23 protein-coding genes, 1 tRNA gene and 2 pseudogenes are annotated in these 25,933 nt (G+C 65.8%); 12 read left to right on the forward strand and 14 right to left on the reverse strand.

The genetic code is table 11. The features are described from left to right. Positions 1-33: 33 nt before the first annotated feature. From MSP7336_RS03470 to MSP7336_RS03490, 5 genes and pseudogenes are all read right to left on the reverse strand, one after another. The gene (locus tag MSP7336_RS03470) at positions 34-2,934 is read right to left on the reverse strand and encodes an MMPL/RND family transporter (protein ID WP_113963050.1); all 2,901 of its coding nucleotides are present in this window, start codon (positions 2,932-2,934) and stop codon (positions 34-36) included. Next, positions 2,931-3,377: an MmpS family transport accessory protein gene (locus MSP7336_RS03475; protein WP_181786528.1), complete on the reverse strand. Its 447-nt coding sequence runs from the start codon at positions 3,375-3,377 to the stop codon at positions 2,931-2,933. The genes MSP7336_RS03470 and MSP7336_RS03475 overlap by 4 nt, the downstream gene beginning before the upstream one ends. Beyond that, positions 3,374-3,973 (reverse strand): TetR/AcrR family transcriptional regulator, encoded by a 600-nt coding sequence (locus MSP7336_RS03480; protein WP_113963051.1) that lies wholly within the window; start codon positions 3,971-3,973, stop codon positions 3,374-3,376. Before MSP7336_RS03480 ends, MSP7336_RS03475 begins: the two co-directional genes overlap by 4 nt. Positions 3,974-4,017: 44 nt before the next feature. Beyond that, positions 4,018-4,554, reverse strand: a complete 537-nt coding sequence (locus MSP7336_RS03485) for a nucleotidyltransferase family protein (RefSeq protein WP_113963052.1) — start codon at positions 4,552-4,554, stop codon at positions 4,018-4,020. 50 nt (positions 4,555-4,604) lie between these two features. Then, positions 4,605-4,748, reverse strand: a pseudogene (locus MSP7336_RS03490) (XdhC family protein); the annotation flags it as partial. Between the two features lie 95 nt (positions 4,749-4,843). Here MSP7336_RS03490 and MSP7336_RS03495 point away from each other — a divergent pair. Genes MSP7336_RS03495 through MSP7336_RS03510 form a run of 4 tightly spaced genes read left to right on the forward strand, consistent with a single transcriptional unit; the run spans position 4,844 to position 9,141 of the window. Then, on the forward strand, positions 4,844-7,165 hold the full coding sequence (locus tag MSP7336_RS03495) for a xanthine dehydrogenase family protein molybdopterin-binding subunit (RefSeq protein ID WP_113963053.1): 2,322 nt from the start codon (positions 4,844-4,846) through the stop codon (positions 7,163-7,165). 14 nt (positions 7,166-7,179) lie between these two features. Next, complete coding sequence (locus MSP7336_RS03500; RefSeq protein WP_113963054.1) at positions 7,180-7,788, forward strand: SRPBCC family protein; 609 nt, start codon at positions 7,180-7,182, stop codon at positions 7,786-7,788. Further along, positions 7,785-8,660 carry an FAD binding domain-containing protein gene (locus tag MSP7336_RS03505; RefSeq protein ID WP_113963055.1) on the forward strand — a complete coding sequence of 292 codons (876 nt, stop codon included), beginning with the start codon at positions 7,785-7,787 and terminating at the stop codon, positions 8,658-8,660. The genes MSP7336_RS03500 and MSP7336_RS03505 overlap by 4 nt, the downstream gene beginning before the upstream one ends. Then, a complete protein-coding gene (locus MSP7336_RS03510; RefSeq protein WP_069396004.1) occupies positions 8,653-9,141 on the forward strand; it encodes a (2Fe-2S)-binding protein in 489 nt (162 codons plus the stop codon). The genes MSP7336_RS03505 and MSP7336_RS03510 overlap by 8 nt, the downstream gene beginning before the upstream one ends. Here MSP7336_RS03510 and MSP7336_RS03515 read toward each other — a convergent pair. Continuing rightward, the gene (locus tag MSP7336_RS03515; protein WP_069396005.1) at positions 9,138-10,133 is read right to left on the reverse strand and encodes an LLM class flavin-dependent oxidoreductase; all 996 of its coding nucleotides are present in this window, start codon (positions 10,131-10,133) and stop codon (positions 9,138-9,140) included. The two genes, MSP7336_RS03510 and MSP7336_RS03515, sit on opposite strands and share 4 nt — an antisense overlap. 175 nt (positions 10,134-10,308) lie before the next feature. Between MSP7336_RS03515 and MSP7336_RS03520 the strand changes: the two genes are divergently transcribed. From MSP7336_RS03520 to MSP7336_RS03545, 6 genes are all read left to right on the forward strand, one after another. Then, positions 10,309-10,863 carry a hypothetical protein gene (locus MSP7336_RS03520; protein WP_113964756.1) on the forward strand — a complete coding sequence of 185 codons (555 nt, stop codon included), beginning with the start codon at positions 10,309-10,311 and terminating at the stop codon, positions 10,861-10,863. Between the two features lie 26 nt (positions 10,864-10,889). Next, positions 10,890-11,819, forward strand: coding sequence for an LLM class F420-dependent oxidoreductase (locus MSP7336_RS03525; protein ID WP_113963056.1), 930 nt, complete (start codon positions 10,890-10,892; stop codon positions 11,817-11,819). Between the two features lie 27 nt (positions 11,820-11,846). Then, the gene (locus MSP7336_RS03530; RefSeq protein WP_113963057.1) at positions 11,847-12,371 is read left to right on the forward strand and encodes a hypothetical protein; all 525 of its coding nucleotides are present in this window, start codon (positions 11,847-11,849) and stop codon (positions 12,369-12,371) included. Between the two features lie 106 nt (positions 12,372-12,477). Beyond that, on the forward strand, positions 12,478-12,927 hold the full coding sequence (locus MSP7336_RS23665) for a hypothetical protein (protein ID WP_181786530.1): 450 nt from the start codon (positions 12,478-12,480) through the stop codon (positions 12,925-12,927). Positions 12,928-13,104: 177 nt separating this feature from the next. Further along, entirely contained in the window at positions 13,105-15,861 is a 2,757-nt protein-coding gene (locus tag MSP7336_RS03540) for a heterodisulfide reductase-related iron-sulfur binding cluster (RefSeq protein ID WP_425325761.1), read from the forward strand. A gap of 20 nt (positions 15,862-15,881) precedes the next feature. Continuing rightward, complete coding sequence (locus tag MSP7336_RS03545) at positions 15,882-17,174, forward strand: pyridoxal phosphate-dependent aminotransferase (RefSeq protein WP_113963059.1); 1,293 nt, start codon at positions 15,882-15,884, stop codon at positions 17,172-17,174. Positions 17,175-17,178: 4 nt separating this feature from the next. Here MSP7336_RS03545 and rfbA read toward each other — a convergent pair whose 3' ends face one another. From rfbA to dcd, 6 genes and pseudogenes are all read right to left on the reverse strand, one after another. Further along, positions 17,179-18,045, reverse strand: coding sequence for a glucose-1-phosphate thymidylyltransferase RfbA (gene rfbA, locus MSP7336_RS03550; protein WP_069396058.1), 867 nt, complete (start codon positions 18,043-18,045; stop codon positions 17,179-17,181). Positions 18,046-18,054: 9 nt separating this feature from the next. Continuing rightward, on the reverse strand, positions 18,055-18,408 hold the full coding sequence (locus tag MSP7336_RS03555; protein WP_069396011.1) for a nuclear transport factor 2 family protein: 354 nt from the start codon (positions 18,406-18,408) through the stop codon (positions 18,055-18,057). Between the two features lie 28 nt (positions 18,409-18,436). Then, the gene (locus tag MSP7336_RS03560) at positions 18,437-19,192 is read right to left on the reverse strand and encodes a maleylpyruvate isomerase family mycothiol-dependent enzyme (RefSeq protein ID WP_069396012.1); all 756 of its coding nucleotides are present in this window, start codon (positions 19,190-19,192) and stop codon (positions 18,437-18,439) included. 54 nt (positions 19,193-19,246) lie between these two features. Beyond that, on the reverse strand, positions 19,247-20,689 hold the full coding sequence (locus MSP7336_RS03565) for a DUF7159 family protein (RefSeq protein ID WP_232321014.1): 1,443 nt from the start codon (positions 20,687-20,689) through the stop codon (positions 19,247-19,249). Between the two features lie 66 nt (positions 20,690-20,755). After that, positions 20,756-21,988, reverse strand: a pseudogene (locus tag MSP7336_RS24045) (DUF7159 family protein); the annotation flags it as partial. A gap of 183 nt (positions 21,989-22,171) precedes the next feature. After that, positions 22,172-22,750, reverse strand: coding sequence for a dCTP deaminase (gene dcd / locus MSP7336_RS03575; protein WP_069396013.1), 579 nt, complete (start codon positions 22,748-22,750; stop codon positions 22,172-22,174). Between the two features lie 77 nt (positions 22,751-22,827). Here dcd and MSP7336_RS03580 point away from each other — a divergent pair. Both MSP7336_RS03580 and MSP7336_RS03585 read left to right on the forward strand, forming a co-directional pair. Further along, a tRNA-Gly gene (locus MSP7336_RS03580) sits at positions 22,828-22,901 on the forward strand. Positions 22,902-23,308: 407 nt separating this feature from the next. Further along, a complete protein-coding gene (locus MSP7336_RS03585) occupies positions 23,309-24,613 on the forward strand; it encodes an adenylate/guanylate cyclase domain-containing protein (RefSeq protein ID WP_181786535.1) in 1,305 nt (434 codons plus the stop codon). A 217-nt stretch (positions 24,614-24,830) separates the two neighbouring features. On the opposite strand, the gene MSP7336_RS03590 is transcribed toward MSP7336_RS03585, so the two are convergent. Next, complete coding sequence (locus MSP7336_RS03590; protein ID WP_069396015.1) at positions 24,831-25,316, reverse strand: DUF456 domain-containing protein; 486 nt, start codon at positions 25,314-25,316, stop codon at positions 24,831-24,833. Positions 25,317-25,357: 41 nt separating this feature from the next. After that, entirely contained in the window at positions 25,358-25,876 is a 519-nt protein-coding gene (locus MSP7336_RS03595; protein ID WP_069396016.1) for a LysM peptidoglycan-binding domain-containing protein, read from the reverse strand. Positions 25,877-25,933: the final 57 nt, after the last annotated feature.

Below are 25,933 nucleotides of genomic sequence, written 5' to 3' on the forward strand. Positions count from 1 at the left end.
CTCCGACTTCGGCGCCGTGGATTCACACTCGGTTCAGCGGGAACCCACCGCGACGGCCTCGTCTTCGGGGTCGTCCCAGAGCAGCAGTTGGCGAACCGCCGGACGTGATCCGTAGGGCTGCAGCATCTGACTGGCCGGACGCGGGCGCACCCGCAGCGGCCACCAGAACCAGCGTCCGAGCAGGGTCGCGATCGTCGGCGTCATGAACGATCGCACGATCAGCGTGTCGAACAACAGCCCCAGCGCGATGGTGGTGCCCACTTGGGCAAGAATCACCAACGCACTGAAGGCAAACGACGACATGGTCGCGGCGAACACCAGGCCGGCGGACGTGACCACCGAACCTGAGCCGGCCATCGCGCGAATGATGCCGGTCTTCAACCCGGCGTGGATCTCCTCTTTGAACCGGGAGATCAGTAGCAGGTTGTAATCGGATCCGACCGCCAGCAGCAGAATGACGGCCAGCGCCAACACAACCCAATACAACTGGATACCGAGAATGTCCTGCCAAACCAGCACGGACAGTCCGAACGAGGCTCCCAACGACAGCGCCACGGTGCCGACGATGACGATCGCGGCGCCCAGGCTTCGGGTGATGATCATCATGATGAGCAGAATCAGGCTCAGCGCGGCGATTCCGACGATCATCAAGTCGTACTTGACCGAGTCGTGAATGTCCTTGTACGTCGCCGCCGTTCCGGCGAGATAGATATGGGAGCCCTCCAGCAGAGTTCCCTTTACCGCCTCTTTTGCCGCGTTCTTGATCAGGTCGACGTGCTTGATGCCCTCGGGGGTGGCGGGATCACCTTCGTGGGTGATGATCATTTGCGCGGCCTTGCCGTCCGGCGACATAAAGAGTTTCACGCCGCGCTTGAAGTCGGGGTTGGAGAAGACCTCCGGCGGCAGGTAGAAGGTGTCGTCTATCTTGGCCTTGTCGAAGGCTTGCCCCATCGCAGCCGGGTTGTCGTTGGCGTATGCCGCCTGGTTGTTGATCCCGGAGTTGGTCGCGTAGTTGGTGAGCGTCAACGCCAGATTTGTCATCTGGCTTTCGATCTGCGGTGGGATCAGCGAAACCAGTTGCGGCTGGAGTGCATCCAGCTTGTCCAACGACGCGGTGATGGCCTGAAACTGGTCGGTGAGTTCGTCGATGCCGTCGATGGCATCCCAGACAGACCTGAGCGCAAAGCAGACCGGGATGTCGTAGCAGTGCTTCTCCCAGTAAAAGTAGCTGCGAATCGGCCGGAAGAAGTCGTCGAAGTTCCCGATCTTGTCTCGCAGGTCGTTGATGACGGCGATCGTGTCGTGGAAGCTTTGGGTCTGGTCGTGTGTCGCTGCGGCACTTTGTTGTTGGAGCGCATATTGCTGCTGCAGAATCCCCACTGTCTTTCTTAGCTCATCCGCCTGCTTGAGCAGGTCCGATGCGCGGTCTTTCTGGTACTGCAGATTCATGACCTGACCAACGCTTTGCTGGCTCAGCTGAAACGGTATCGAGCTGTGGTCGAGCGGCGTCCCCAACGGTCGCGTGATCCCCTGCACCTTCGCGATGCCGGGGGTGTGGAAGACGTTTTTGGCCACCCGCTCCAAGACCAGCATGTCGGCGGGGTCGCGCAGGTCATGGTCCGCCTCGATCATCAGCAGCTCGGGATTCAGCCGGGCTTGCGAAAAGTGGCGCTCGGCGGCAGCGTATCCAACCTTGGCGGGGGTGGCCGCCGGTAAGTAGGGCTTGGAGTCGTAACTGGTCTTGTATCCGGGCAGGGCAAGCAAACCGATCAGCGCGACTGCCATCGTCACGGCAAGAATCGGCGCCGGCCACCGCACGATGGCGGTGCCGATGCGTCGCCATCCCCGCGTGCGCATCGTGACTTTTGGCTCGAGCAAACCGAAGCGACTACCCACCGCAAGCACGGCCGGCGCCAAAGTCAGCGCAGTCAGCACCGACACCAGCATTCCCACCGCGGCCGGAATGCCCATCGATTCGAAGTACGGTTGGCGGGCGAACCTCAGGCAAAATACCGCCCCGGCGATGGTCAGGCCCGAGCCCAAGACGACATGCGCGGTGCCGTGAAACATGGTGTCAAAGGCCGTGTTTCGGTCTTCGCCAGCTGCCCGTGCCTCGTGATACCGGCCGAGGACGAATATCGCGTAGTCTGTCCCGGCGGCGATCGTCAGCAATGTCAAGATATTGACCGAGAAGGTCGACAGCTCGATCAAATCCAGGTTGCCCAGAACGGCCACAACTCCGCGGGCCGCAGCCATCTCGACAAGAACCGTGATGAGCACCGCCAGCGTGGTGATGGCGGAACGGTAGACCCAGGCCAACATGATCACGATCACCAAAAAGGTGATGAGCGTGACCTTGAGGATTCCCTTGTTGCCCACCTCGAACTGGTCGGTGATCAGCGGCGCGGCGCCGGTGACATACGCCTTGACCCCCGTCGGCGCCGGCGTGTGGTCGACGATGTCGCGGACCGCGTCGACGGACTCGCCCGCTAACGCGTCGCCTTGGTTACCGGCAAGGTAAACCTGAACCAACGCGGCCTTGCCGTCGTTGCTCTGGGAAGCCGATGCCGTCAGCGGATCGCCCCAGAAATCCTGGATGTGCTCGACGTGTTTCTTGTCCTGCTGGAGCTTGCGGATCAGGGTGTCGTAGAACCGGTGGGCATCGTCGCCAAGCGGCTTGTCGCCCTCCAGCACGATCATCGCAGCGCTGTCAGAGTCAAACTGTTGAAACACCTTGCCGATGTGTTTCATCGCCTGAAAACTCGGCGCGCTCGGCGAACTCATGCCGACCTGATGCGCCTGGGCGACGGCCTCGAGTCGTGGCACCGCGACATTTGTGACGACGGTTACGCCGAGCCAGAACAGAATGATCGGCACCGCGAGCCGGCGGATGGTGTGCGGCAAGCGGTTTCGCGGGGCGTGGTGGGTGCTCATCCGGATTTGTCGAGGCAGAAGGTGTAGGCGTTCACTGCGTTGACCGTCCTCTCGTCCTTGACCTCGTCGTTGATGATGATGCGGCAGCCAAGTGTGCTGCTGTTGCCTTGCGCGGTCAGGTTGGCGATGACGGCGGGGTCTGTGGTGATGGCCTCGTACTTCCACGGCAGCGGCGCGTGGTCCACCCGTTGCGGCGCCGCATGGATGTCTTGGTAGTTGATGGTTGCCACCGACCCCGGATCGCCGAAGACCTCGTAGACCACCCGTTTGGGATTGAACGGAACGCTGTCATTCAGCACGCCGGTTGGCGTGGACGTGTCGTTGTTCGACCCGAAGATGCCGTGTAACCGAAAAACGGCGAACCCCGCCAGCGCCACCACCGCGACGGTCACCACCACTATCCACCAGCGCCCCAGCAGACGAGTAAGCGAAAACCGCTTCACCCGCCGGCCTTTCGACAGCTCACCTTCCGGGTCAGACTGGGTAGCAGGACGTCGTCGACGAGCCCCTGCACAGTGCGACGAGTGGGCGGCCGGGTGGGCATGATGGTCCGGAAGATGAGATAGCCGGGCAGCAGGTCCCACAGGTCGTCGTTGATGGCGGCTTCCTCGATCTCACCGCGATCGACGGCCTGCGCTAAGACGTGGTCGATCAATGCTTTTCGCTGCTTGATGAACTGTTTCTGCAGAACCTCGTTGAGCGCGGGGTTGCGCGACACTTCCACCAGAATCGCGCGAATGGTGCTGGCACGCTCGCGCGCCTCCTGGCACACCGTTTCTCCCAAGCGCAGCAGATCGCCTCGCAAGGTGCCGGTTTCGGGCGGAACCGCGGCCTGCCGGACACTTTCCATGAACGCCGCCAACACCAGTTCGGCTTTCGACGGCCAGCGCCGGTACACGGTGGCCTTGCTGGCCCGGGCGGTGGCCGCGACGGCGTCCACCGTCAGCCGGTCATACCCGTGTTCCTGCAGCAGCTGCAGCGTCACCGATAGCAACTCGGCTTCCCGGGGCGACCACGGTGAGCAAGACACGAGGCTCACCCTAAAGCCATCCGTACAGTACTGTCCAGTACCGTACCGCTAACTCACACGCTCTCGTCGATGTCGCGGCCGGTGGCCAGGTCACTGCACTCGACGTGCTCGACGTCGTCGCGGCTGCGCAGGTAGGCGCCCGCACCATGATCGCCGCTGATGTTGGCCAACACCTCGGGCCAGTGCCGCCGGGCCACAACGACGGGATGACCCGGCCGGTCACCGAAATAGGCGCGGGCCAGCCCGCTGCGAGATACCAACGCGCACTTGATGACCCGGCTGACGACGGCTGCACCGACGTCGGGGGTGTCGATGACGTGCAGCACCGCGTAGTCGGCTTGCATCCGCTCGGCCCGGGCCAGCCCCGCGCGCACCGACGCGCTCAACCCGGTGTCCCAGTCGCCGGCGGTGACCACGACGACGCCGGGCGGGGCCGCAACGTCGGCGGCCCCGAACACCAGCACGATGTCGTCGCACCCGCCGTCGCGCAGCGCCTGCAGCGCGATGCCCAGCCAGCCGTCGACGAGTACCTTCGGCTTCCCGTATCGCCGTCCGGCCCCGGCGGCAAGAAGCACCCCGACGGTTGTCACCCCGGTGTCCTGTCGTGGTGAATGCGCCCGTCGAGTTCGGTCAACGGATGGCAACCGCCGCCCCAGGAGCGGGCGATGATCATCGCCGCGCCCGGCGGCCGCGGCGAGGACGCAATGGTGCGGACCGCGGTGGCCAGACCAGCGGTGGGTCCGGTGCGCCAGATCTCGGTCAGCTCAGCCAGGACGTCACGCATCGTGGGCCTGTCGACGGTGATAACCGCACTCTCATATGATGGCATTGCACTTCTCATATCGCGATAACCGTGCTGGTTCGAGATGGAGCGAAAGCATGGCTGACCTGGCCCGAGCGACCGTCGCACCGCGTTACGCTGGGACCCGGGTCCAGCGGGTGGAAGACACCCGGCTGCTCACCGGCCGGGGCACATTCGTCGACGACGTCGTACGGCCCGGGATGCTGCATGGCTGTTTTGTGCGTAGTCCGTTCGCCCGGGCCCGCATCAACGGCATCGACACCTCCGCCGCGCTCGGCCTGGCCGGGGTGCGCGCGGTGTTCGTCGCCGCGGACCTGAACCCCGACGTGCAAGAGGCCTGGCACGCGGTGGCCGGCAAGGACGTGCCGGACACCCCGCGCCCGCCGCTGGCCGAGGGTGAGGTCAAATTCGTCGGCGACCCGGTCGCCCTGGTGGTGGCCGACAGCCGCTACATCGCCGAGGACGCGGTCGAGCTGGTCGAGGTCGACTATCAGCCGTTGCCGGCGGTGGCCGACTTCACCAAGTCGGTGGGCTCCGACGTGGTCGTGCACGACGCCTATCCCGACAACGTCGCCGGCGGTATGGCGGGCGCTCCGCCGGACGAGGAGACGTTTGCGTCAGCAGCGTGCGTGGTCGCAGAGAACATCTCCCAGCAGATCTACCTGCCGGTGCCGATCGAAACCCGCGGCATCGTCGTCGAATGGTCCTCCGCCGCAGATGAACTCACGATCTGGGCGTCCACCCAGACACCGCATGAGCTACGTGCGTTCGCCGCGCGGCTGCTGGGAATTCCAGCGCAGCGTGTCCGGGTCATCATGCGCGACACCGGTGGCGGCTTCGGCCAGAAGGTGGTGCCGATGCGCGAGGACATGTGCATCCTGCTTGCCGCCCGCAAGGTGCCGGCCGCGCTGAAGTGGATCGAGGACCGCCGTGAGAACCTGATGTCGGCCGGGCAGGCACGGCATGTAAACGGCACGGCCAGAATGGCTTTCGACGACGACGGCACGATCCTGGCCGCCGACATCGACTTCATCCAGGACGTCGGGGCCTATCCGACGCCGTACCCGGTGTTGACCACCGCGGCGATCGGGATGTTCTTCCCCGGCCCGTACCGAGTGCCCAAGGCCAGCTTCAACTACAAGACGGTGTTCTCGAACACCGCCGGATTGGCGGCCTACCGCGGCCCGTGGCAGTACGAAACGCTGGCCCGCGAGATCGTGCTCGACATCGCCGCGCGCAAGCTGGGAATGGATCCCGTCGAACTGCGCCGAAAAAACCTGCTGCGCCGCGACGAGATGCCCTACTTCAATGCCAACGGGATGCCCTATGACCACGTGGCGCCGAACGAGACGTTCGAGCAGGCCGTGAAAATCCTTGACCACGAAGGCTTTCGCAAGGAGCAGCGCGACGCGCTGGCACAGGGACGCTATATCGGGCTCGGCTTTTCGGCCTACATCGAGCCGACCGGCGCGGCCACCGGCCACCTGGCCACCGAGGGCGCGACGATCCGGATGGAACCGACCGGCAAGATCAACGTCTACGTCAACGGCGGTTCGACGGGCAACAGCATCGAGACCACCGTCGTGCAGTTGACCGCCGACGCGCTGGGCGCCGCCATCGACGACGTCGCCACCATCCAGGGCGACACCGCGGTCACCCCGTACGGCGCGGGCACCCAAGGCAGCCGCAGCGCCCCGATGACGGCCGGGGCGGTCAACGAGGCCGGCGCGATGTTACGCAAGCAGATCGTGGCGATCGCGGCGCACTACCTCGGGGTCGCCGAATCCGAGGTGGAACTGGCGAATTCGCGGGCCAGCGCCGGCGAAAAGAGTGTCAGCTTCGCCGACCTGGCCTACCGGACGTACTACGAGCCGCAGCAACTGCCGCCGGGCACATCAGCGACGCTGGAGGCCACCGCACGCTTTACCTCCCAGGCGCCGATCCACTGGGCAAACGCCACCCACGCCTGCACGTGTGAAGTCGACATCGAAACCGGGCAGGTTCGGCTGACGCGCTACATCGTCAGTGAGGACGTCGGCCCGATGATCAATCCGAACGTGGTGGAAGGTCAGATCGCCGGCGGCACCGTGCAGGGCATCGGCGGCGCGCTGATGGAGAACCTGGTCTACGACGACGACGGCAACCCGCTGTCGTCGACGTTCGTCGACTACCTGTTGCCGACGGCCACCGAAGTGCCGCCCATCGAATTCGGCCACGTCGAGATTCCCGGTCCCGGCGTCGGTGGCTACAAGGGTGTCGGCGAAGGCGGGGCCATCGGATCGGCGCCGGCGGTGATCAACGCGATCAACGACGCCCTGGCACCGCTGGGTGTCACGCTCACCCGGCTGCCGGCCAGTCCCGCGTCGATCATGTCGCTGCTCGAACAGGCTCAACAGTAAGGACACTCGAAAACGTGGAGTTCAACAACGAGTTTCGTGTCGCGGTGCCCCCCGCTAAGACTTGGGAGGTGCTCACCGACGTCGAGCGCGTGGCCCCGTGCCTGCCCGGGGCCACCCTGCTCAGCGTCGACGGCGACGAGTTCACCGGTGCTGTCAAGGTCAAAGTCGGGCCGATCACGGTGTCCTACAAGGGGATAGCGTCTTTCTTGGAAAAAGACGCCGACAAGCAGCGGGTGGTGCTCAAGGCCGACGGCAAGGAAACCCGCGGCAGCGGTAACGCCGCCGCGGTGGTGACCGCCCAACTCGAAGACCAGGGCGGCAATACCAAAGTGGCGATCACTACCGACCTGACCATCTCCGGTAAGGCCGCCCAGTTCGGCCGCGGCGTGCTGGCCGACGTTGCCACCAACCTGATCGACCAGTTTGCCAAGCGCCTCGAGGCCGACCTGCTCGGCTCGGCGGAAACCTCTGCTGCGGCAACCACTCCCGTACAGCCAGCCGATACCGACTCGGTCAACCTGCTCAAGGTGGCCGCACTTCCGCTAGCCAAGCGCGCGGCGCCGGTGTTGGCCGGGATAGCCCTCGGCGTCATCGTCGGATTCGCGCTGGGCCGACGCCGATGAAAGCCGCGCCGTTCGCCTATCACCGCCCCGACACGGTCGAACAGGCGGTCAAACTACTCGGCGAGTACGGCGATGACGCCAAGATCCTCGCCGGTGGGCAAAGCCTGATCCCGTTACTGGCGATGCGGCTCACCCACTTCGAGAATCTGATCGACATCTCGCGGCTCGACGAGTTGCGCAACATCGAACTCGACGACGGCCAAGTGCGGATCGGCGCCGCGACCCCACACGCCTTCGTCGGCATGGACGACGAGGTGGCGGACTCGGTACCGCTGCTGACGCTGGCCACCCCGTACATCGGGCACTTTCAGATCCGCGCCCGGGGAACGCTCGGCGGCGCCATCGCACATGCGGATCCGGCCGCGGAGTACGCCGCAGTCGCGCTGGCGCTGGATGCGCAGATGGACGCGCTGTCGCCGCGCGGGCGGCGCCAGATCCCCGCCGCGGAGTTCTTCACCGGGCTGTGGCAGACCTCGCTGGCGTCCGACGAAATGCTGACGACGGTCCGGTTTCCGGTGTGGACTGGCCGCTGCGGCTATTCGGTGCACGAACTAGCAAGGCGCCATGGCGATTTCGCGATCGCCGGTGCAGTGCTGGCCGTGCAGGTCGACGACGAGGACCGGGTGTCTCGCTGCGCGATCGGGCTGCTGGGGCTGGGCTCAACACCGTTGCGGGCATCGGCGGCCGAGCGCGCCGTTGTCGGTACACCGGCGCGCGAGCTGACCCCCACGGACGTCGGCGAACTCGCCATGAGCGGACTCGACGACGTTCCGACCGACCTGCAGGGCTCGGCCGAATACCGGCGCAAGGTTGGCGCCGCGATGGTGGCACGAGCGTGGACCCAGGCCAGCACGGAGGCACTCAATGCATGAACAACTGGTTCGGCTGTCCGTCAACGGTCACGACACCGAAGCACACGTCGAACCGCGCATGACGCTGGCCGATTTCCTGCGCGAGCGTTGCGGCCTGACCGGCACGCACCTGGGTTGTGAGCACGGCGCATGCGGCGCCTGCACGGTGCTGCTGGACGGCCAGGCGATACGCTCGTGCCTGATCTTCGCCGTGCAGGCCGACGGCATGGAAGTGTCGACGGTCGAAGGCGTGGCCTCCCCCGACGGTCAACTCTCGCCGGTGCAGTCTGCGCTGCGCGAATGCCACGGGCTGCAATGCGGGTTCTGCACACCGGGTTTCGTCATGTCGATCACCGCCTTGCTGCGTGACAACCCGACACCCACCGACGCTGAGATCCGTGAAGGGCTGTCCGGCAACTTCTGCCGATGCACCGGTTATCAGGGCATCGTCAACGCCGTACACCGCGCCGCAGAGGCGATGTCGGGTGCGGCAGCCGACTAGCCCGAAAGACCGGCAGCGGACGCGAAAGTGCGCAACTCACGCGCGATGTCGGAGCCGGCCGGCTGGTAGACGACCTCGGTGACGCCGGCCGCGGCCAGTCGCCCGATCTTCTCGCCGACTTGCTCGGGAGTGCCGGTCAGCGCCGTCGAACTGGCCAACGGTATGAGCTCGGCGACGTGCGGCTCATCGCGCGGGTTGGCCTTCACCAGATGTCCGGCGTGGATGGCTAGATGCCGCTCGTTATCCGGACAGGTTTCGATCGCCTCGCGCCATGCCCGCCCACCCGGTAGGGCATCGACCGCGTCAGCGCCGCCGCGTTCGTACATCGCGTGATACAGCACCACCGCCGCGGGCCCCGCGGCATCGGCGACACGCGCGGAGGTCAGCTCCTCTCCTTCGTCGAGCACGGTGCCGAACGCCAACAACGCCCGCCAGTCGGCTGCCTTCACCGCGTCGGGCTGCGGCACGACCGCGGAGAACACGCCGTCGCCGAGCTCGCCCGCGACGGCCAAACCCTTTGGGCCGTCGGCGCCGATCAGGATCGGCACATCGATCGGCGGCTTCGCGCCGAAGCCCGGCAAGTGCAGCATGCGGATCACGGCGCCCTCCCATTGCGCGGTGTCGCCGGCGAGCAGAGCCCGCAAGCAGCGGACGTACTCGGCGACCCGCCGCCACGCCATGGGCCGCTGGCCGAGCGCGAACCGGCCGGTGAAGCCCGAACCGATCGCCACCGCGACCCGGCCAGGTGCCTGACCGACCAGCTCGGCGATGGCGGCGGCGTTCACCATCGGATGGCGCAGGCTGGGCACCAGCACACCGGGTCCCAGGCCGATCCGCGACGTGCGCTCCGCGCACCGGCTGAGAACCATCCACACATCCGGATAGAGAGCGGGCGAATCGTAGAGCCAGGCCCGCTGGTAACCGAGGGATTCAGCCAACTCCACATGCCCGGGCGTGTCGGATGAGGTTGCGAACGCACATGAAATGTCCATTGGCCGACACTACTGAATCGCTGACCGAATCCGATTGCGTGGCACCATCTATCGCGAGAGTGCAGCTACCGACACGTTTCCCGAGTCAGACCGTCGCCAGTTGCACTCTCGCGAGCACGCCGGCGAAGCGTGTCACTGCAGTCACTTGCGTCACTTCGTCAGTACGCTGGCGTACGTGCGGCTATCGCAGATAGCACTAGCAAGCCTGCTGTCGGGCGCAACGCTGATCGCCGGGTGCAGTTCGACGGTCGACGGCACGCCGAAAGCACTCCCGGGCGCCGGCCCGACCGAACCGTCCTACCCCAGGGCCAAGCCGACGCTACCGCCGCCGCCGACGAGGAAGCCGTCGCCACCGCCGAGCCCGACGCGGCCGCAGGCGCCCCCCGGCGCCGTTTCGCTGCCGCCCGATCACAACGGCTATGTCTTCATCGAAACCAAATCCGGGCAGACCCGCTGCCAGATCAACACCGAAAGCGTCGGGTGCGAAGCGCCGTTCACCAACTCCCCGATGCAGGACGGTGAGCACGCCAACGGCGTGAGCATCACCGCGGACGGAGAGGTGCACTGGATCTTGGGCAATCTCGGCGACATTCCCACCGTCACAATCGACTATCGCACCTACGACGCGCAGGGCTGGACGATCGTGGCTACCCAAAGCGGCACCCGCTTCACCAATAGCCACACCGACCACGGCATGTTCGTCAGCATCGAGAGGGTGGAAACGTATTAAACGTCCGACGGCCTACTCTGTCGGGCGTGGACTTTCGGGTATTCGTAGAACCGCAACAAGGCGCCAGTTACGGCACGCAGCTCGTCGTCGCGCAGACCGCCGAATCATTGGGCTACTCCGCATTCTTCCGCTCCGATCACTACCTGGCGATGAGCGGCGACGGCCTGCCCGGCCCGACGGATTCCTGGGTGACGCTGGGCGCGATCGCCAGGGAGACCTCGTCGATACGGTTGGGCACCCTGGTCACGTCAGCGACCTTCCGACACCCCGGACCGCTGGCCATCTCGGTCGCCCAAGTCGACGACATGAGCGGCGGGAGAATCGATTTCGGTATCGGCACCGGCTGGTTCGAGCCCGAACACCGGGCATACGCCATCCCCTTCCCACCGCTGGGCGAGCGATTCGACCGGCTCACCGAGCAGCTTGAGATCATCACCGGGCTGTGGACCACGCCGATCGGTGAAACATTCGACTACGCCGGAACCCACTACGCGATCTCCCAGTCGCCCGCATTGCCCAAACCGGTGCAGCGTCCGCACCCGCCGATCGTCGTCGGCGGGTTGGGCGCCAAACGGACTCCGGCGCTGGCCGCGACGTTCGCCGACGAGTACAACGTGCCGTTCGCTTCGCTGGACACGGTGCGCACTCAATTCGAGCGGGTCAGCAGCGCAGTCGAGTCTGTCGGACGGTCCGCGGATTCGATGGTCTATTCCGCGTCCTTCGTGGTGTGCGCCGGACGAGACACCGCAGAAATCGCTCGCCGGGCGTCGGCCATCGGGCGCGAGCTCGACGAGCTGCGGACCAACTCTCCGCTGGTGGGCACACCGAACGAGATCGTCGACCGGTTAGGGCCATTCACCGAAGTCGGCGTGCAGCGGGTGTACCTGCAATTGCTGGACCTGTCCGATCTGGACCATCTGGAGCTGTTCGCCGCCGAGGTGCAACGGCAGCTCTGAGGCTGGACGCTGCGTACCATCGGGTCCGTGGCGAATTACGGCCCGCCGGAGGACCCCAGCAAGCAGCCGACCAGGATGGCCGACTACAGCGCGGCCGGACAACAACCCCCCGCCGGTGCGCAGCCAGGCCCACCACCCGAGCCGGACCGGCCACCGGCCCCGTGGTATCGCAAACGCTCGCTGGTGGCCGCCTGGGCGCTGCTGGTCGCCATCCTGATCGCCCTGATCGCTTACGGCATCGTCGAGATTTCCACCGGCGGTGGCGGCGCGCCCTCGCCCACCACGTCGACGACGCCGAGCTCCACGACCACCACCACCCCGTCGACGACCAGCACCACGACTGCCACCACTGCTCCGTCGAGCTCGACCGAAGAGGCACCGCCACCGCCGCCACCGCCGGCGAACACCAACGCCCCTGCCCAGCCGCCGGCCGGGCACCCTCCCGTGCATGAGCCGCCACGCCTGCCCAAGTTGCCGCCGCTGCCGCCGCTGCCGCCGACGATCACCATTCCGCACGTACCGACCGTCATCACACTGCCGCCGCATTTCTGAAAAAGATTGCGCCGAAAGGTAACTGCTGAGAATCGCGGCCTCAGTATGAGTTGTGGCAGCAGCGCCGGCCTGCCGGGCGGCGGCAGAAGCGTTACGATCGCTCCCCGTGGTGGGCAGCCAACGACCAGACCACGACGACGACTACTCAGACGGTTCGGGCGCCGGTAGCAATACGTACGAGCTGTTCGCCCGCACCGAAACACCGTCGCCGTGGTATCTCAAACCCTGGGCGCTGACGGGCTGGGGCCTACTAGTCGCGATTCTGATCGCGGTGATCATCTCCGGGCTGGTGATCCTGGCCAACGACAGCAGCGGAAGCGCACCGGCGAGTACCACCTCGCCGACCACCACCCAATCGACCGCGACGTCGACCACCACCACGACAACAACGACAACAACGACAACAACGACAACCACCACGGTCGAGCCCACCACGAGCGCGGGACCAGCCGAACCACCGCTGGGCACCGAAGCGCCGGTCCCCCCGCCGCCGTCCCATCGCCACCGTTGGCGCGAATACGTGCCCCACATCCCGGGCCATCGCTTCAATCACTAGATGGGTCAACTTAGGACAGCCTTTGTCGCGGTCAGCGCCGCGAAGGTGACACTATGAGCACGCCTAGCAGTTAAGTTACCGGCTAGTAACCAGAATTGAGTTACCGATCAGTAACTTCAGAATTGGAGAGACTCCGTGGAGACGCAGACGCTGATCAGACTGGTAGTCGGGCTCGGCATGACGGCCATCGTGGGGTTGTTCGCCCTGCGGCGGGTCAGCTGGCTCGCCAGACTGGTGCTGTCCGGCCAGCCCGCCAGCGGCCGCACCGACAATATCGTCGGCCGGATCTGGGTCGAGCTCTCCGAGGTGTTCGGGCAGCGTCGGCTGTTGAAATGGTCGATCCCCGGTCTCGCCCACTTCTTCACGATGTGGGGCTTTTTCATCCTGCTGACCGTCTATATCGAGGCGTACGGGCTGCTTTTTGTGCCCAACTTCCACATTCCGATCATCGGCCGATGGGACGCACTGGGATTCCTGCAGGACTTCTTCGCGACCGCGGTGTTCCTCGGTATCGCGACGTTCGCCGTCATCCGAATCATGCGCAGCCCGCGTGAAATAGGCCGGACATCGCGGTTCTACGGCTCACACACCGGTGGCGCGTGGCTGATCCTGTTCATGATCTTCAACGTCATCTGGACCTACGTGCTGGTGCGCGGGTCGGCCGTCAACAACGGGACGCTGCCCTACGGCAACGGCGCGTTCCTGTCCCAGTTGTTCGGCACGATCTTGCGTCCGCTCGGCCACACCGGCAACGAGATCCTGGAGACGGTGGCGCTGCTGCTGCACATCGGCGTCATGCTCGCGTTCCTGATCATCGTGCTGCACTCCAAGCACCTGCACATCTTCTTGGCGCCGATCAACGTCATCTTCAAACGGCTGCCCGACGGGCTGGGTCCGCTGCTGCCGATCGAATCCGATGGCAAACCGATCGACTTCGAAAACCCGCCGGACGACGCGGAATTCGGCCGCGGCAAGATCGAGGACTTCAGCTGGAAGGCGATGCTGGACTTCGCCACCTGCACCGAGTGCGGCCGCTGCCAGTCGCAGTGCCCGGCTTGGAACACCGGAAAACCGTTGTCGCCCAAGCTCGTCATCATGGACCTGCGCGACCACTGGATGGCCAAGGCGCCGTATCTGCTCGGCAATAAAGAGGCCGACGCCGAAGGCGGCTACATCGAGTCCGGTCGCGGCGAGGGGCACCACGTTCCGGAATCCGGTTTCGGCCGGGTGCCCGGTTCCGGGCCCGAGCAGGCCAACCGCCCGCTGGTGGGCACCGAAGAGCAGGGCGGTGTGATCGACCCCGACGTGTTGTGGTCATGCGTGACGTGCGGCGCCTGCGTCGAGCAGTGCCCAGTGGACATCGAACACGTCGATCACATCGTGGACATGCGCCGCTATCAGGTGATGATGGAGTCGGAGTTCCCCTCTGAACTGTCGGTGCTGTTCAAAAACCTTGAGACCAAAGGCAATCCGTGGGGCCAGAACGCCGCGGACCGCACCAACTGGATCAGTGAGGTCGACTTCGACGTTCCCGTCTACGGCGAGGACGTCGACAGCTTCGACGGCTTCGAGTACCTGTTCTGGGTCGGCTGCGCCGGTGCCTATGACGACAAGGCGAAGAAGACCACCAAGGCCGTCGCCGAGCTGCTGGCCATCGCGGGCGTGAAGTATCTGGTGCTGGGCACCGGGGAAACCTGCAACGGGGACTCCGCGCGCCGGTCGGGCAACGAGTTCTTGTTCCAGCAGCTGGCCGCCCAGGCCGTTGAAACACTCGACGGGGTGTTCGAAGGCGTGGAAACCGTCGACCGCAAGATCGTCGTCACCTGCCCGCACTGCTTCAACACCCTGGGCCGCGAATACAAGCAGCTGGGCAGCAACTACACCGTCTTGCACCACACCCAACTGCTCAACCGGCTGGTGCGCGACAAGAAGCTGGTTTCGGTCAAGCCGCTCGACGGTGACGGACCGTCGATCACCTACCACGACCCGTGCTATCTGGGCCGGCACAACAAGGTCTATGAGGCGCCGCGTGAGCTGATCAGCGCATCGGGTGCGACGCTGACCGAAATGCCGCGGCACGCAGAGCGCAGCTTCTGCTGCGGCGCCGGCGGCGCGCGGATGTGGATGGAAGAGCACATCGGCAAGCGGATCAACCACGAGCGGGTCGACGAGGCCCTGGGCACCGGCGCCACCACGGTGGCCACCGCCTGCCCGTTCTGCCGGGTGATGGTCAGCGACGGCGTCAACGACCGCGCCGAGGCGGCCGGCCGTGAGGACGTCGATGTGCGCGACGTGGCGAACATCCTGCTGGACACCATCGACCGCAGCACGGTGACGCTACCGAAGAAGGGTGCCGCGGCCGAGCGGGCCGCCAAGGCCGCCCCGAAGCCGGCTGCGGCGCCGGCTGCGACCGCGGCGGCGAAGACAACCGAAGAGCCACAGGCTGCCGCGCCCGCCGAAGAAAAGGCCGCCAAAGCCGTGACCGGTCTCGGCATCGCCGGTGGTGCGAAGCGGCCCGGGGCCAAGAAGACGGCGCCCAAAGCCGAAGCGGCCCAAGCGCCGTCGACCGAGGAAGCCAAGGCTCCTGCCCCAGCCAAGGGACTCGGGATCGCCGCCGGCGCCAAACGGCCCGGCGCCAAGAAGACCGCCGCCGCGCCGGCGCAATCGGAGCCGAAGGCGCAAGAGGCCAAGCCCGCCGCGCCGGTCAAGGGGCTCGGGATCGCCGCCGGCGCCAAACGGCCCGGCGCCAAGAAGACCGCCGCCGCGCAGCCCGCGACCGGTGAGGCAAAGGGCGAACCGGAATCGCAAGCGAAGCCCCCGGCCGCGGACGCAGCCACCGATAAGGACGGCGCCAGCGAAGCTGAGGCTCCCCCGGCCCCGCCGGTGAAAGGCCTGGGTATCGCGCGCGGAGCCCGCCCACCGGGCAAGCGGTAACGGCGTTTGGCAAATTTCTGTTGGACAGCCATGGCACCATGGTTGACGTGACTACTCACCAGCTGCCGTGGCATGCGGCCGCGCATCAGCAGCGGCAGCGGACGTTCGCGCAGTCCTCGAAGCTGCAGGACGTGCTCTACGAGATCCGCGGCCCGGTGCACGCGCACGCCGCACGGCTGGAAGCCGAGGGTCACCGCATCCTCAAGCTCAACATCGGCAACCCGGCGCCATTCGGCTTCGAGGCACCCGACGTGATCATGCGCGACATGATTCAGGCGTTGCCGTACGCGCAGGGCTACTCGGACTCCAAAGGCATCCTTCCGGCACGCCGGGCCGTGGTCACCCGCTACGAACTCGTCGAGGGCTTCCCACGATTCGATGTCGACGACGTCTATCTGGGCAATGGTGTCTCCGAGCTGATCACGCTGACCCTGCAGGCGCTGCTGGACAACGGAGACCAGGTGCTGATCCCCGCACCCGACTATCCGCTGTGGACGGCGTCGACGTCTCTGGCCGGGGGCACCCCGGTCCATTACCTGTGCGACGAAACCCAAGGCTGGCAGCCGGACATCGCCGACCTGGAGTCCAAGATCACCGAACGCACCAAGGCACTGGTGGTGATCAACCCGAACAACCCGACGGGTGCCGTCTACAGTCGCGGAGTACTCGAGCAGATGGCTGACTTGGCGCGCAAGCATCAGCTGCTGCTGCTCGCAGACGAGATCTACGACAAGATCCTCTACGACGATGCCAAGCACGTCAGCATGGCCGCGGTGGCGCCAGATCAGTTGTGCCTGACGTTCAACGGATTGTCCAAGGCCTATCGGGTGGCGGGGTACCGAGCCGGCTGGCTGGCAATCACCGGCCCCAAGGACCATGCGAGTAGCTTCATCGAGGGCATTGATCTGCTCGCGAATATGCGCCTATGCCCGAATGTTCCTGCGCAGCATGCTATTCAGGTCGCCCTGGGCGGCTACCAAAGCATCGAAGACCTGGTGCTGCCGGGCGGACGACTGCGCGAACAACGCGACGTGGCCTGGACCAAGCTCAACGAGATCCCCGGGGTTTCCTGCGTGAAACCGGCCGGCGCGCTCTACACGTTCCCGCGGCTGGATCCCGAGGTTTACGACATCGAGGATGACGAGCAGCTCGTGTTGGATCTGCTGCTGCAGGAGAAGATCCTGGTCACCCAGGGCACCGGATTCAATTGGCCCGCACCGGATCACCTGCGTATCGTGACGCTGCCGTGGTCGCGCGATTTGGCGAACGCGATCGAGCGGCTGGGCAACTTCCTGGCCAGCTACCGTCAGTAGGCGATCACCGCATTTCCAGCAGCTGCAACAGGTAGCTGCCGTAGCCGGACTTGAGCAGCGTGTTGGCGCGCTGTGTCAGGGCTTCGTCGTCGATGAAGCCCATCCGCCACGCCACTTCCTCGGGGATGCCGATCTTGAGACCCTGCCGGCGCTCCAAAGTCCGCACGTAGTCGCTGGCGTCCAGCAGCGAATCGAACGTCCCGGTGTCCAGCCATGCTGTGCCGCGCGCCAGCACCTCCACGGAGAGCCGGCCCTGATTCAGATAGATCTGGTTGACCTCGGTGATCTCGTACTCGCCGCGCGCCGACGGGCGCAGACCTCGAGCGATCTCGACCACGTCGTTGTCGTAGAAATACAGGCCCGGCACGGCGTAGTGCGATTTCGGTGTGGCCGGCTTCTCCTCCACCGACAGCGCCATGCCGTCGGCGCCGAATTCGACGACACCGTAGTCCGACGGGTTGGCCACCCAGTAGGCGAAAATGGCTCCGCCGCGGACGTTTTGGAACCGGCTCAGGTTCGTGCCCAGCCCGGGGCCGTAGAAGATGTTGTCCCCTAACGCCAGTGCCACCGAGTCGTTGCCGATGTGGTCGGCGCCGATGACGAAAGCTTGCGCCAGCCCTTCGGGGCGCTCTTGGACCGCGTAGCTGATGTTGATGCCGAATGACGATCCGTCGCCAAGCAGTCGGTGAAACAACGGGGCATCATGGGCGGTGGTGATCACCTGGATATCGCGAATGCCCGCCATCATCAATGTGGACAGGGGGTAGTAGATCAACGGTTTGTCGTAGACGGGTAGCAACTGTTTGCACACGCCCATGGTGATCGGATAAAGGCGGGTACCCGAACCGCCGGCGAGAATGATTCCACGCATCATCAGTCCTCAGTCGACGAGGTCGCTTTCGGTTAAATCGGTTGCCGCCAAGGCGGTTTGCAGATCATCGTGCCGGAATACCGAGGTAACCCGGTCATGGACCACCCGAAATGCCGCTGCCGCAGTGGAATCGGCGAGCTTGAGTTCGACCACCACGACACCGTCGTGGACGTACATCCGGCCAAGTTCGGCGTTCTGGGGGCGGGCCGCAGCCCAGCTCCGCAACGCGTCGTGGCCTTGCCCCGCGCCGTGCGCGTCACCGACCTCGATGTCGTCGCTGGACAGCGACACCAGCGTGTCGAGGTCGCCCGCCTTGAGCGCATCGTGCCATGCCAACACGGTGGCGATCTCCGATGTGGTCATGGTGTGCAACGTACCTCGTGAGCGCCGTCTAGAACGCCGTGTGGTCGAGCCAGTTCTGCCACACCGCATCGTCGCCGAACATCGCGATGTCGGTGTCAGCGACCGCAACTCGCCGGGTGATCGCCAGCAACAGGTCGGTCGCGGTGCCGCGCAGCGCCACCGTGCCCTTGCCGTGATCATGCAACCAGCTGATCCGGCCGCCGTCGACGCGGATGGTCCACTCACCGGCTGCGCCGAGCCCCGGGTCGGTGGCGTGCAGGTGCAGGGTGTGGTCGCCCTCGATCGGCAGCGGCGTGTCGTCAGAGCCAGCCTGGGCCTCGACGCGCTCCAGCCACTCGGTGATGCCATCGGCCGCCAACTGCGGCTCGAGCACATAGTCGCTACCGACGGCCAGCGCGGCGTCGGCGCGGTGCACGGCGGCCTCGTGCAGGCGTCGACGGATCCACCAGTTCGCCGGCCGCGGCCCGAGAAAAGTCCAGACCGGTGTTTGGACCCCGGCCTGCTCGACGGCGTCGATCAGCCGCCGCGCGCCGGCGTGCAACCAGGAGATGGCGTCGTCGCGGTCTGGTGGGGGCTTGCCGCCCTCGACCTTGCGCGGGTCTAAAAACTCGTCGACACGGTCGGTGATGATCTGCGCCGCCCAGCGATCGCCACGGCCGACGTGGCGAAACAGCTGCTCCAGTGTCCAGCCCGGGCAGGTCGGCACCGGGGTTGACGGGTCGGCGCTACAAATCACCTGTCCGAATGCGCGATTTTGCTCGATAAATGCCGCCGCGTAGTCCACGCGGTCAGGCTACGCGCCGGCTAATCACGGGACGCCGCTGCGGGCCGCGCTGCGCTACAGGCCCGGGATACCCGGGATGTTGGGCAGACCGGGGATGCCGCCACCGCCGCCGCCACCGCCGGGGCCGCCGCTGCCGTGACCGCCGCCCGGTCCCCAGCCGCCTCCGCCGTGACCAGGGTTGAACGGGCCGTGTCCTGGGGGACCGACCGGAATCGGAATGGGGACCGGAGCCGGAGCCGCGGGCGGAGGTGCCGGCGCGGGAGCCACCGGCGGCGGAGCCTCCGGGGCCGGAGCCACTGGCGCGGGTGCCGGGGCGGCAGGTGCCGGCGCGGGAGCTACCGGAGCCGGAGCCGCCGGCGCCGGCGCCGCCGGCGCAGGTGCGGGTGCCTCCGCACGAGCAGGCACCTCCGCAGGCGCAGGGGCCTCCGGCGGAGTGGGGGCCGCGGGCGGGGCCGGTGGCTTTGCTTGCTCCGGCAGCTGAGTGCCCGGAACGACCTGTCTTTCCGGATTGGGATTGTCGGCGGGCGTCGGGCGCATCGTGGCAACCAGCGCGACAGCCAGCGCCACCGCCCCGACTACGAATATCGCGGCTACCGCGCTGACCAGCAGGGGTACCGGCATGCGCCGTCGCGTGCCGTGATCCTGCTGGTCGGCGACGGCGGTGTAGGCGTCGGCTTCGTCATCGGCGAGGGCGCTGTAGGCCAGGGCGGCGCCGCCCGCATCGAGGGGCGCGTCGAAGTCCGGTTGGTATGCCGGCGCCACCGCGTACGGGTCGATCGCTCCGGTTCCCGGATCCCGCGCATAGGCGAGCGCCTCGGTAGCCGACGAGAACAACGGCGCGTGCGCTGACGCCAGCGCCGCACCGCGGGCCAGCGCCGTGTCCGGTTCCTCGGGCACGGTCACCGGCAGCGGGGTGGTGGCCTCTAGCCGGGGCTTGAGTGGTGCGATGTCCACCCCAGAGCCGACGAGATACAACCCGTCTGGCGAAGCGGCCGAGGTTTGCATATCGCGCACCAGGGCGGCCAGCTCGGTGGCGGTATCGCCGCTGGTGAGCGGCTCGCGGCGCACGTCGGTGATCGAGCCATCAGCCGTCTCAACGATGGCCATCGTCGCGGTGTCGGGTTCGACGAACACCAGCCCGGTCCGGCTATAGCCGACGGCGTTGCCGACCTCTTGTGCCAGCGCGGCCGCGGCCAAAAACGCCGACACCAGCATGACGTTTTCCATCTTGTGCGCGGCCAATGCATCACGCAGTTGGGCGGCCTCGGTCGGATCGGTCCAGGTGACCCCTGTCGATCGCAGGTCGTAGCCGCTTTCGGCGGCACCCTCGCGGGTGCCGAGGATCGCTGAGATCACCCGCTCGGATGCGCTCAGCGGTGCGGTGGCGGGCACGTCGAAGTTGTCCTGCTCGACGATGACGCCATTGCCGTCCTGGCCTTCCACCAGCACCATCCGGACCGTCGTGGGTGCCATCGACACCCCGAGTACGGTGTCCACTACTCCTCCCAAATCTTCGCCGTCAGTCGGCCGCTGGCTCTAGGANGGCGACTCCCGCACCCGTGCAGGTGCCGGCGCCGGGACCCGCACATTCACGGGAGGGGGCGCGGGAGCCGGAACGGCGGCCGGCACCTGCACGGGTGCGGGAGTCGCCGCGGGGGGTGCGGCCGGAACCGGCGCCGCGGCTGGAGCCGGGGCCGGTGCAGCCGCAGCGGGCGGAGGTGGCACGTGAGCCTTCGGCAGCGGGGCCGGCGGCGACTGCTTGTGTGGGGTGATCACGTTTTGGCTGAGGCTGGGCCGATCCTCGACCGACGGCCGGATACTCACGGCCAGCGAAATCACCAGCGTCACAACGCCGACGACGAATATCGTCAGCACGCTCATGGCCACCAGAAATGGCCGGCGGCTCGGCTGCTCGGCCGGTAGGTCGTCGGCTACCGCCCCGGTTAACGGCCCGGCGTCCGCGTCCCCGACCGCGCTGTAGGCCAGACCCTCCCCCGTGTCTGCGGCGGCGGGCGCGTCGGCGCTGGCCCGATAGGCCAGCTCGAGCAGATACGGATCGACGTTGCCGGTGCCCGGATCGTGAGCGTAGGCCACCGCCGCGGTCGACGACGCGAAGAGCGGCGCGTTCGCCGACGCCAATGCCGCTCCGCGCGCCAGCGCGGTGTCCGGCTCTTCCGGCGCGCTGAGCGGAAGTGGAGTCGCCGCCTCCAGCACCGGCTTGATCAACGGAATATCCACGCCGGACCCGACGACGACCACGCCGTCCGGGTGGCCTTCCAAGTTCTGGGCGCCTGACGCCAACTCGGCCACTTTGGCCACGGCTTCGTCATCGTCGTCGGGCAGCACCTCGCGGCGCACCTCGGCGATCGACCCGTCCGTGCTATCCACGGCCGCCAGCGTCGCGGTGTCCGGCTCGACGAACAGCAACGCGGTGTGCCGATAACCGATCGAGTTGCCCACCGACTGCGCCAACGCGGCCGCGGCCAGGAAGGCCGAGACCAGCATGACGTTCTCGATCTTGCGGGCGGCCAGAGCGTCCCGCAGTACCGCCGCGGCCCGCTGATCGGTCCACGTCACACCGATCGAAACCAGCTCATAACCGGCTTCGGCGGCGCCTTCCCGGGTACCCAGGATCGCCGACATCACCTGATCGGGTGCGCTGGCCGCGGCCTCATCACCACCGGCCAGCGCGAAGTTTTCCTGGTCTACGGTGGCTCCGTCGGCGTTTTCCCCCTCGACCAGCACCAAGCGGACCGTCGTGGGTGCCATCGACACACCGAGTACGGTGTCCACCATTCCTCCAAGTCATCCGCTAGCTGAACACACACCGCGCCGGGGGGCGCTTGCCGCGCACACCCTCTACCAGTGAGTTCACCGCTGCAGCAGCACTTCCGCGCGATTGAACCGCTACTTCGAGGCTACCGTCGAACTCCCGGCCGACCAGTTATGCATAGGGACTCCTAAGGAATCTCCTTGTGGTCACATCTGGGTGGACTTGAGGAAGTTCTGGTAGGAGCGCGACGGCGTCGGCCCGCGCTGACCTTGATACTTCGAACCGGCCCGCGCGCTGCCGTAGGGATGCTCGGCCGGGCTGGTCAGCCGCAGGATGCACAGCTGGCCGATCTTCATGCCCGGCCAGAGCGTGATCGGCAGGTTGGCGACGTTGGAGAGCTCCAGCGTGATGTGGCCGCTGAAGCCGGGGTCGATGAAACCCGCCGTCGAGTGGGTCAACAGGCCCAGGCGTCCCAGCGAGGACTTCCCTTCCAACCGACCGGCGAGGTCGTCGGGCAGCGTGCACAGCTCCAGCGTCGAACCGAGCACGAACTCGCCCGGGTGCAGCACGAACGGTTCGCCGTCGACGGGCTGCACCAGGCTGGTCAGCTCGTCTTGCTGCTGGGCTGGGTCGATGTGGGTGTAGCGGGTGTTGTTGAACACCCGAAACAGGCTGTCGAGGCGGACATCGACGCTGGACGGCTGCACCAGCGTGTCGTCGAACGGATCGATGCCGAGGCGGCCGGCGGCGATTTCGGCCCGAAGGTCGCGATCGGAGAGCAGCACGCGACGAGCGTATCCCTGGCCTAACGTTGTTGATGAGCGACGCGGCGCCAAATGCTAGCCTTCTGTGCCAGCATCCTGCCGATGTAGTTCAATGGCAGAACATCAGCTTCCCAAGCTGAGAACGCGGGTTCGATTCCCGTCATCGGCTCCACATCTAGCTGGTCAGCCTCGGCTTCCGCGCTGCTATCTGAATACGCCGAGACACTCGCTCCCGCCTTGCTCCCGTGTTTGCGGGCGGTGCTACCGATTGAGCGGCACAACATTGTTAGCTGGCGTTGCCTGAATCGCTACTAGGTAACCGCTGTGCGCCTTAGATTTGGCTCCTGTCAACGCCACAAAAAGGGGGAACGAGTGAGCCAACCGCCAACGGCTGAGAACCAACCACCGTCGAACTGAGGATCTCCTCCAAGGTGGACCACCTCGAATCGCCGACGGGCAACGGCTCGATTGCCTGTCCTACGTCTATTGAGGCCACAGCCTGTGTGGTCGTTGCCCACCATGGCTTTGATTGGGATGCTGGGCCGAGTCGGATGGGGCTGTCGGCTCAAAGGGGTCTTGGTGGACACATTTGAGCAGAGCCTGGCGTCACACCATTACGGTCTGCGTTTCACTCGTACCGATGTCGAGCTCGACTATCAAGCGTGGCGGAAGCGCCATGTTCGGCCGTTCACGTTGTTTGCCATGTACGGCGGCGCCCTAGCTGCCAGTCTCGCCTTCGTTGCTGTTTCGTTCGGCGCGCTCCTGAAACTGCGGACGCTGGCACTCTTTCTCATCGCGGTCGCGGTCGTGCAGCATCTTCTGGGCGCCGCCATCGCCAACTCGGATCGGTTCCTGTCTTGGCTTATGCCCTTTACAGCGACCATTAACCTCTTCGGCGGCGTTTTGGCCGTGCTGATGACGATCCAGTTCGAGAACTTCGCCATCACAGCGGGCTGCGTCACACTCGCCGCGTTCTTCGGGATGACCTTGTTCCGGCTGCCTCCCGGGCTGAGTTTCGCGTCGGTGGTGCCTTACATCGCCTTGGCCGAAGTCATTGCGGTGGTGCGGTTTGCTGACGGGCGGATGCCGCTCAACGACTTCATCGTCGGTGTGTTCATCCCCGTGACCGCCCTCATGTCCGGATTCGTCGTCTCCCTGGCGATCGAGCGGGTCACCCGACGTACCTATCACGACCAGCGCATCATCGAGCGCCAACGACAGGCGTTGTTCGAAGAGCGCGCGAACCTGGCTCGGTTCCTGTCCCCCGAGGTCGCCGAAACCATTCGGGAACGTGGCCTGACCGAGACCCTTCGTCGAAGGACCCTGTCACTCAGCGCGCTGTCCATCGACCTCCGGGGTTTCACCGCATTCACCCAGCGCAAGGGCCCGGACCTCATGTCTGAGGTCCTGCAGACGTACTACGAAATCGTCGTCGAAATCACCAGGAGGTTCGGCGGCACTATCACTGACTTTGCGGGTGACGGGATCCTCATCCTCATCGGCGCCCCGCTCCCGCGACCTGACCATGCCCACGCCGCCGTGGACTTGGCCCGTCATCTCCTCGCCGAAGTGGGCCTACTCATGGCGGGTTACTCCTCACCCGACGCCCCGCTCGGTGTCGGCGTCGGGATCGCCTCGGGAGAATGCGCGGTTGGTGCCATCGGCTCCATGACACGACTCGAGTACACAGCCGTTGGAAGCGCAGTGAACCTCGCGTCCCGGCTCTGCGGGAGAGCTGAGGATGGTCATCTTGTCATGGCCCAATCCACTGCGACGGCAGTCGAGAAACAGCCGGGTTGGCACGTTGAGCCCTTGGCCCTCAAGGGCTTCGACGAGATCGTGCCGGCGATCTTTGAAAAGCAGCCGGCCATCCGATCTCGATGAGGTGGCAGCTGCATGAACGGCCACAGTCCGTCAGATGCTCACGCCGAACCTGTTTGCTGGCCCCACCTGTCCAGATCGATTCCGCTATCAACCACAAGGACACCTGGGAACCACTAAATACGCGCCGCCCATCGAACAGATCGTCAGCGGCCTGGTCGCCGAGAAGAGCACGAAGTCGTTGGAAACCATTCGGGGTACAACGCTCTCAGCGCGGCGCCTACTGGGTTAGGTACACCCCGGACACCCACGCGGCGGTGGCGAGCAGTGCGGCAGCCAACTCGACACCCATCGACAACGCGACACCTTTCACGGCGTGCTTCGTCGAGGTCCATGCCTTTCGCTGGTCTCCGCGGGCGGCCAACTCCGCCACGTAGACACCCAGCACGAAGCCGATCACCAGGCCGATCACCGGGATTACGAAGAAACCAATGATGCCCACCAGCGCGCCCGCTGCCAAACTCAGGTTGCGCACGTCGGCGGCCCGCATCCGCTTCACGGGCCAGATGTATTTGATCAATGTCGCCACACCGAGCAGCGCGGCCACCACGCCGAGTGTCACCCACGCGGTGATGTTGTTCTCGACGACGGCCCACACCACGATCGCGACGAACACCAGCGACGTGCCCGGCAATAGCGGCACCACGATGCCGATAATTCCGACGGCAATCGCGAGTGCGACGAGGACGATGCCGGCAGCACTCATGTTCTCAACGTATCTCGAGCGCCAAGGCCTGCGCCCAGGTTCTACGGCCCCTCGAACGGGATTCGCAAGACTTCGCCGACCTCGATCAGGTCGGGGTCGCTGATCCTGTCCCGGTTGGCAGTGAACAGCCGCGGCCACAAATTGCCGTCGCCGTAGCTGTTCTCCGCGATGCCGAACAGCGTGTCACCGGCGACGACGAGGTGCTGCGAAAATCCGGCATAGGATGAACCCAACAGGGGGCGTCCGAACGTCAGCGGGACAGTCACCCGAAAGTCATTCTCGGGCAGCCCGCTTGGGTTATCCGCGTCGACTGTCAATGTCCCCTCCGCGGTCGCGGGCACACCATACGTAACCGCGAAGTCGAAAAGGGTGAACAAAGAGCCGCTGCCTGGCACAAACATCGGCGAAATCTCGGTCAGCACTGCGCCGTTGCGGTCGGTCAGTCTTGCCGACCCCACCACTCCCTCAAACGCGCCACCTAAGCCGCACAAGAGGAAGCTGTCGCCGACGATGTCAAACGGCTGCGGACTGCGGACCGCGAGGCGTGCGAAGTATGACATACTGGGGCCTCTCTCGACTTGTCAGCCTGAGTCCATCGTGGTCCACGAGTGGATGGC

It is taken from the genome of Mycobacterium shimoidei (genome assembly GCF_900417275.1).
GTDB lineage: Bacteria > Actinomycetota > Actinomycetes > Mycobacteriales > Mycobacteriaceae > Mycobacterium > Mycobacterium shimoidei.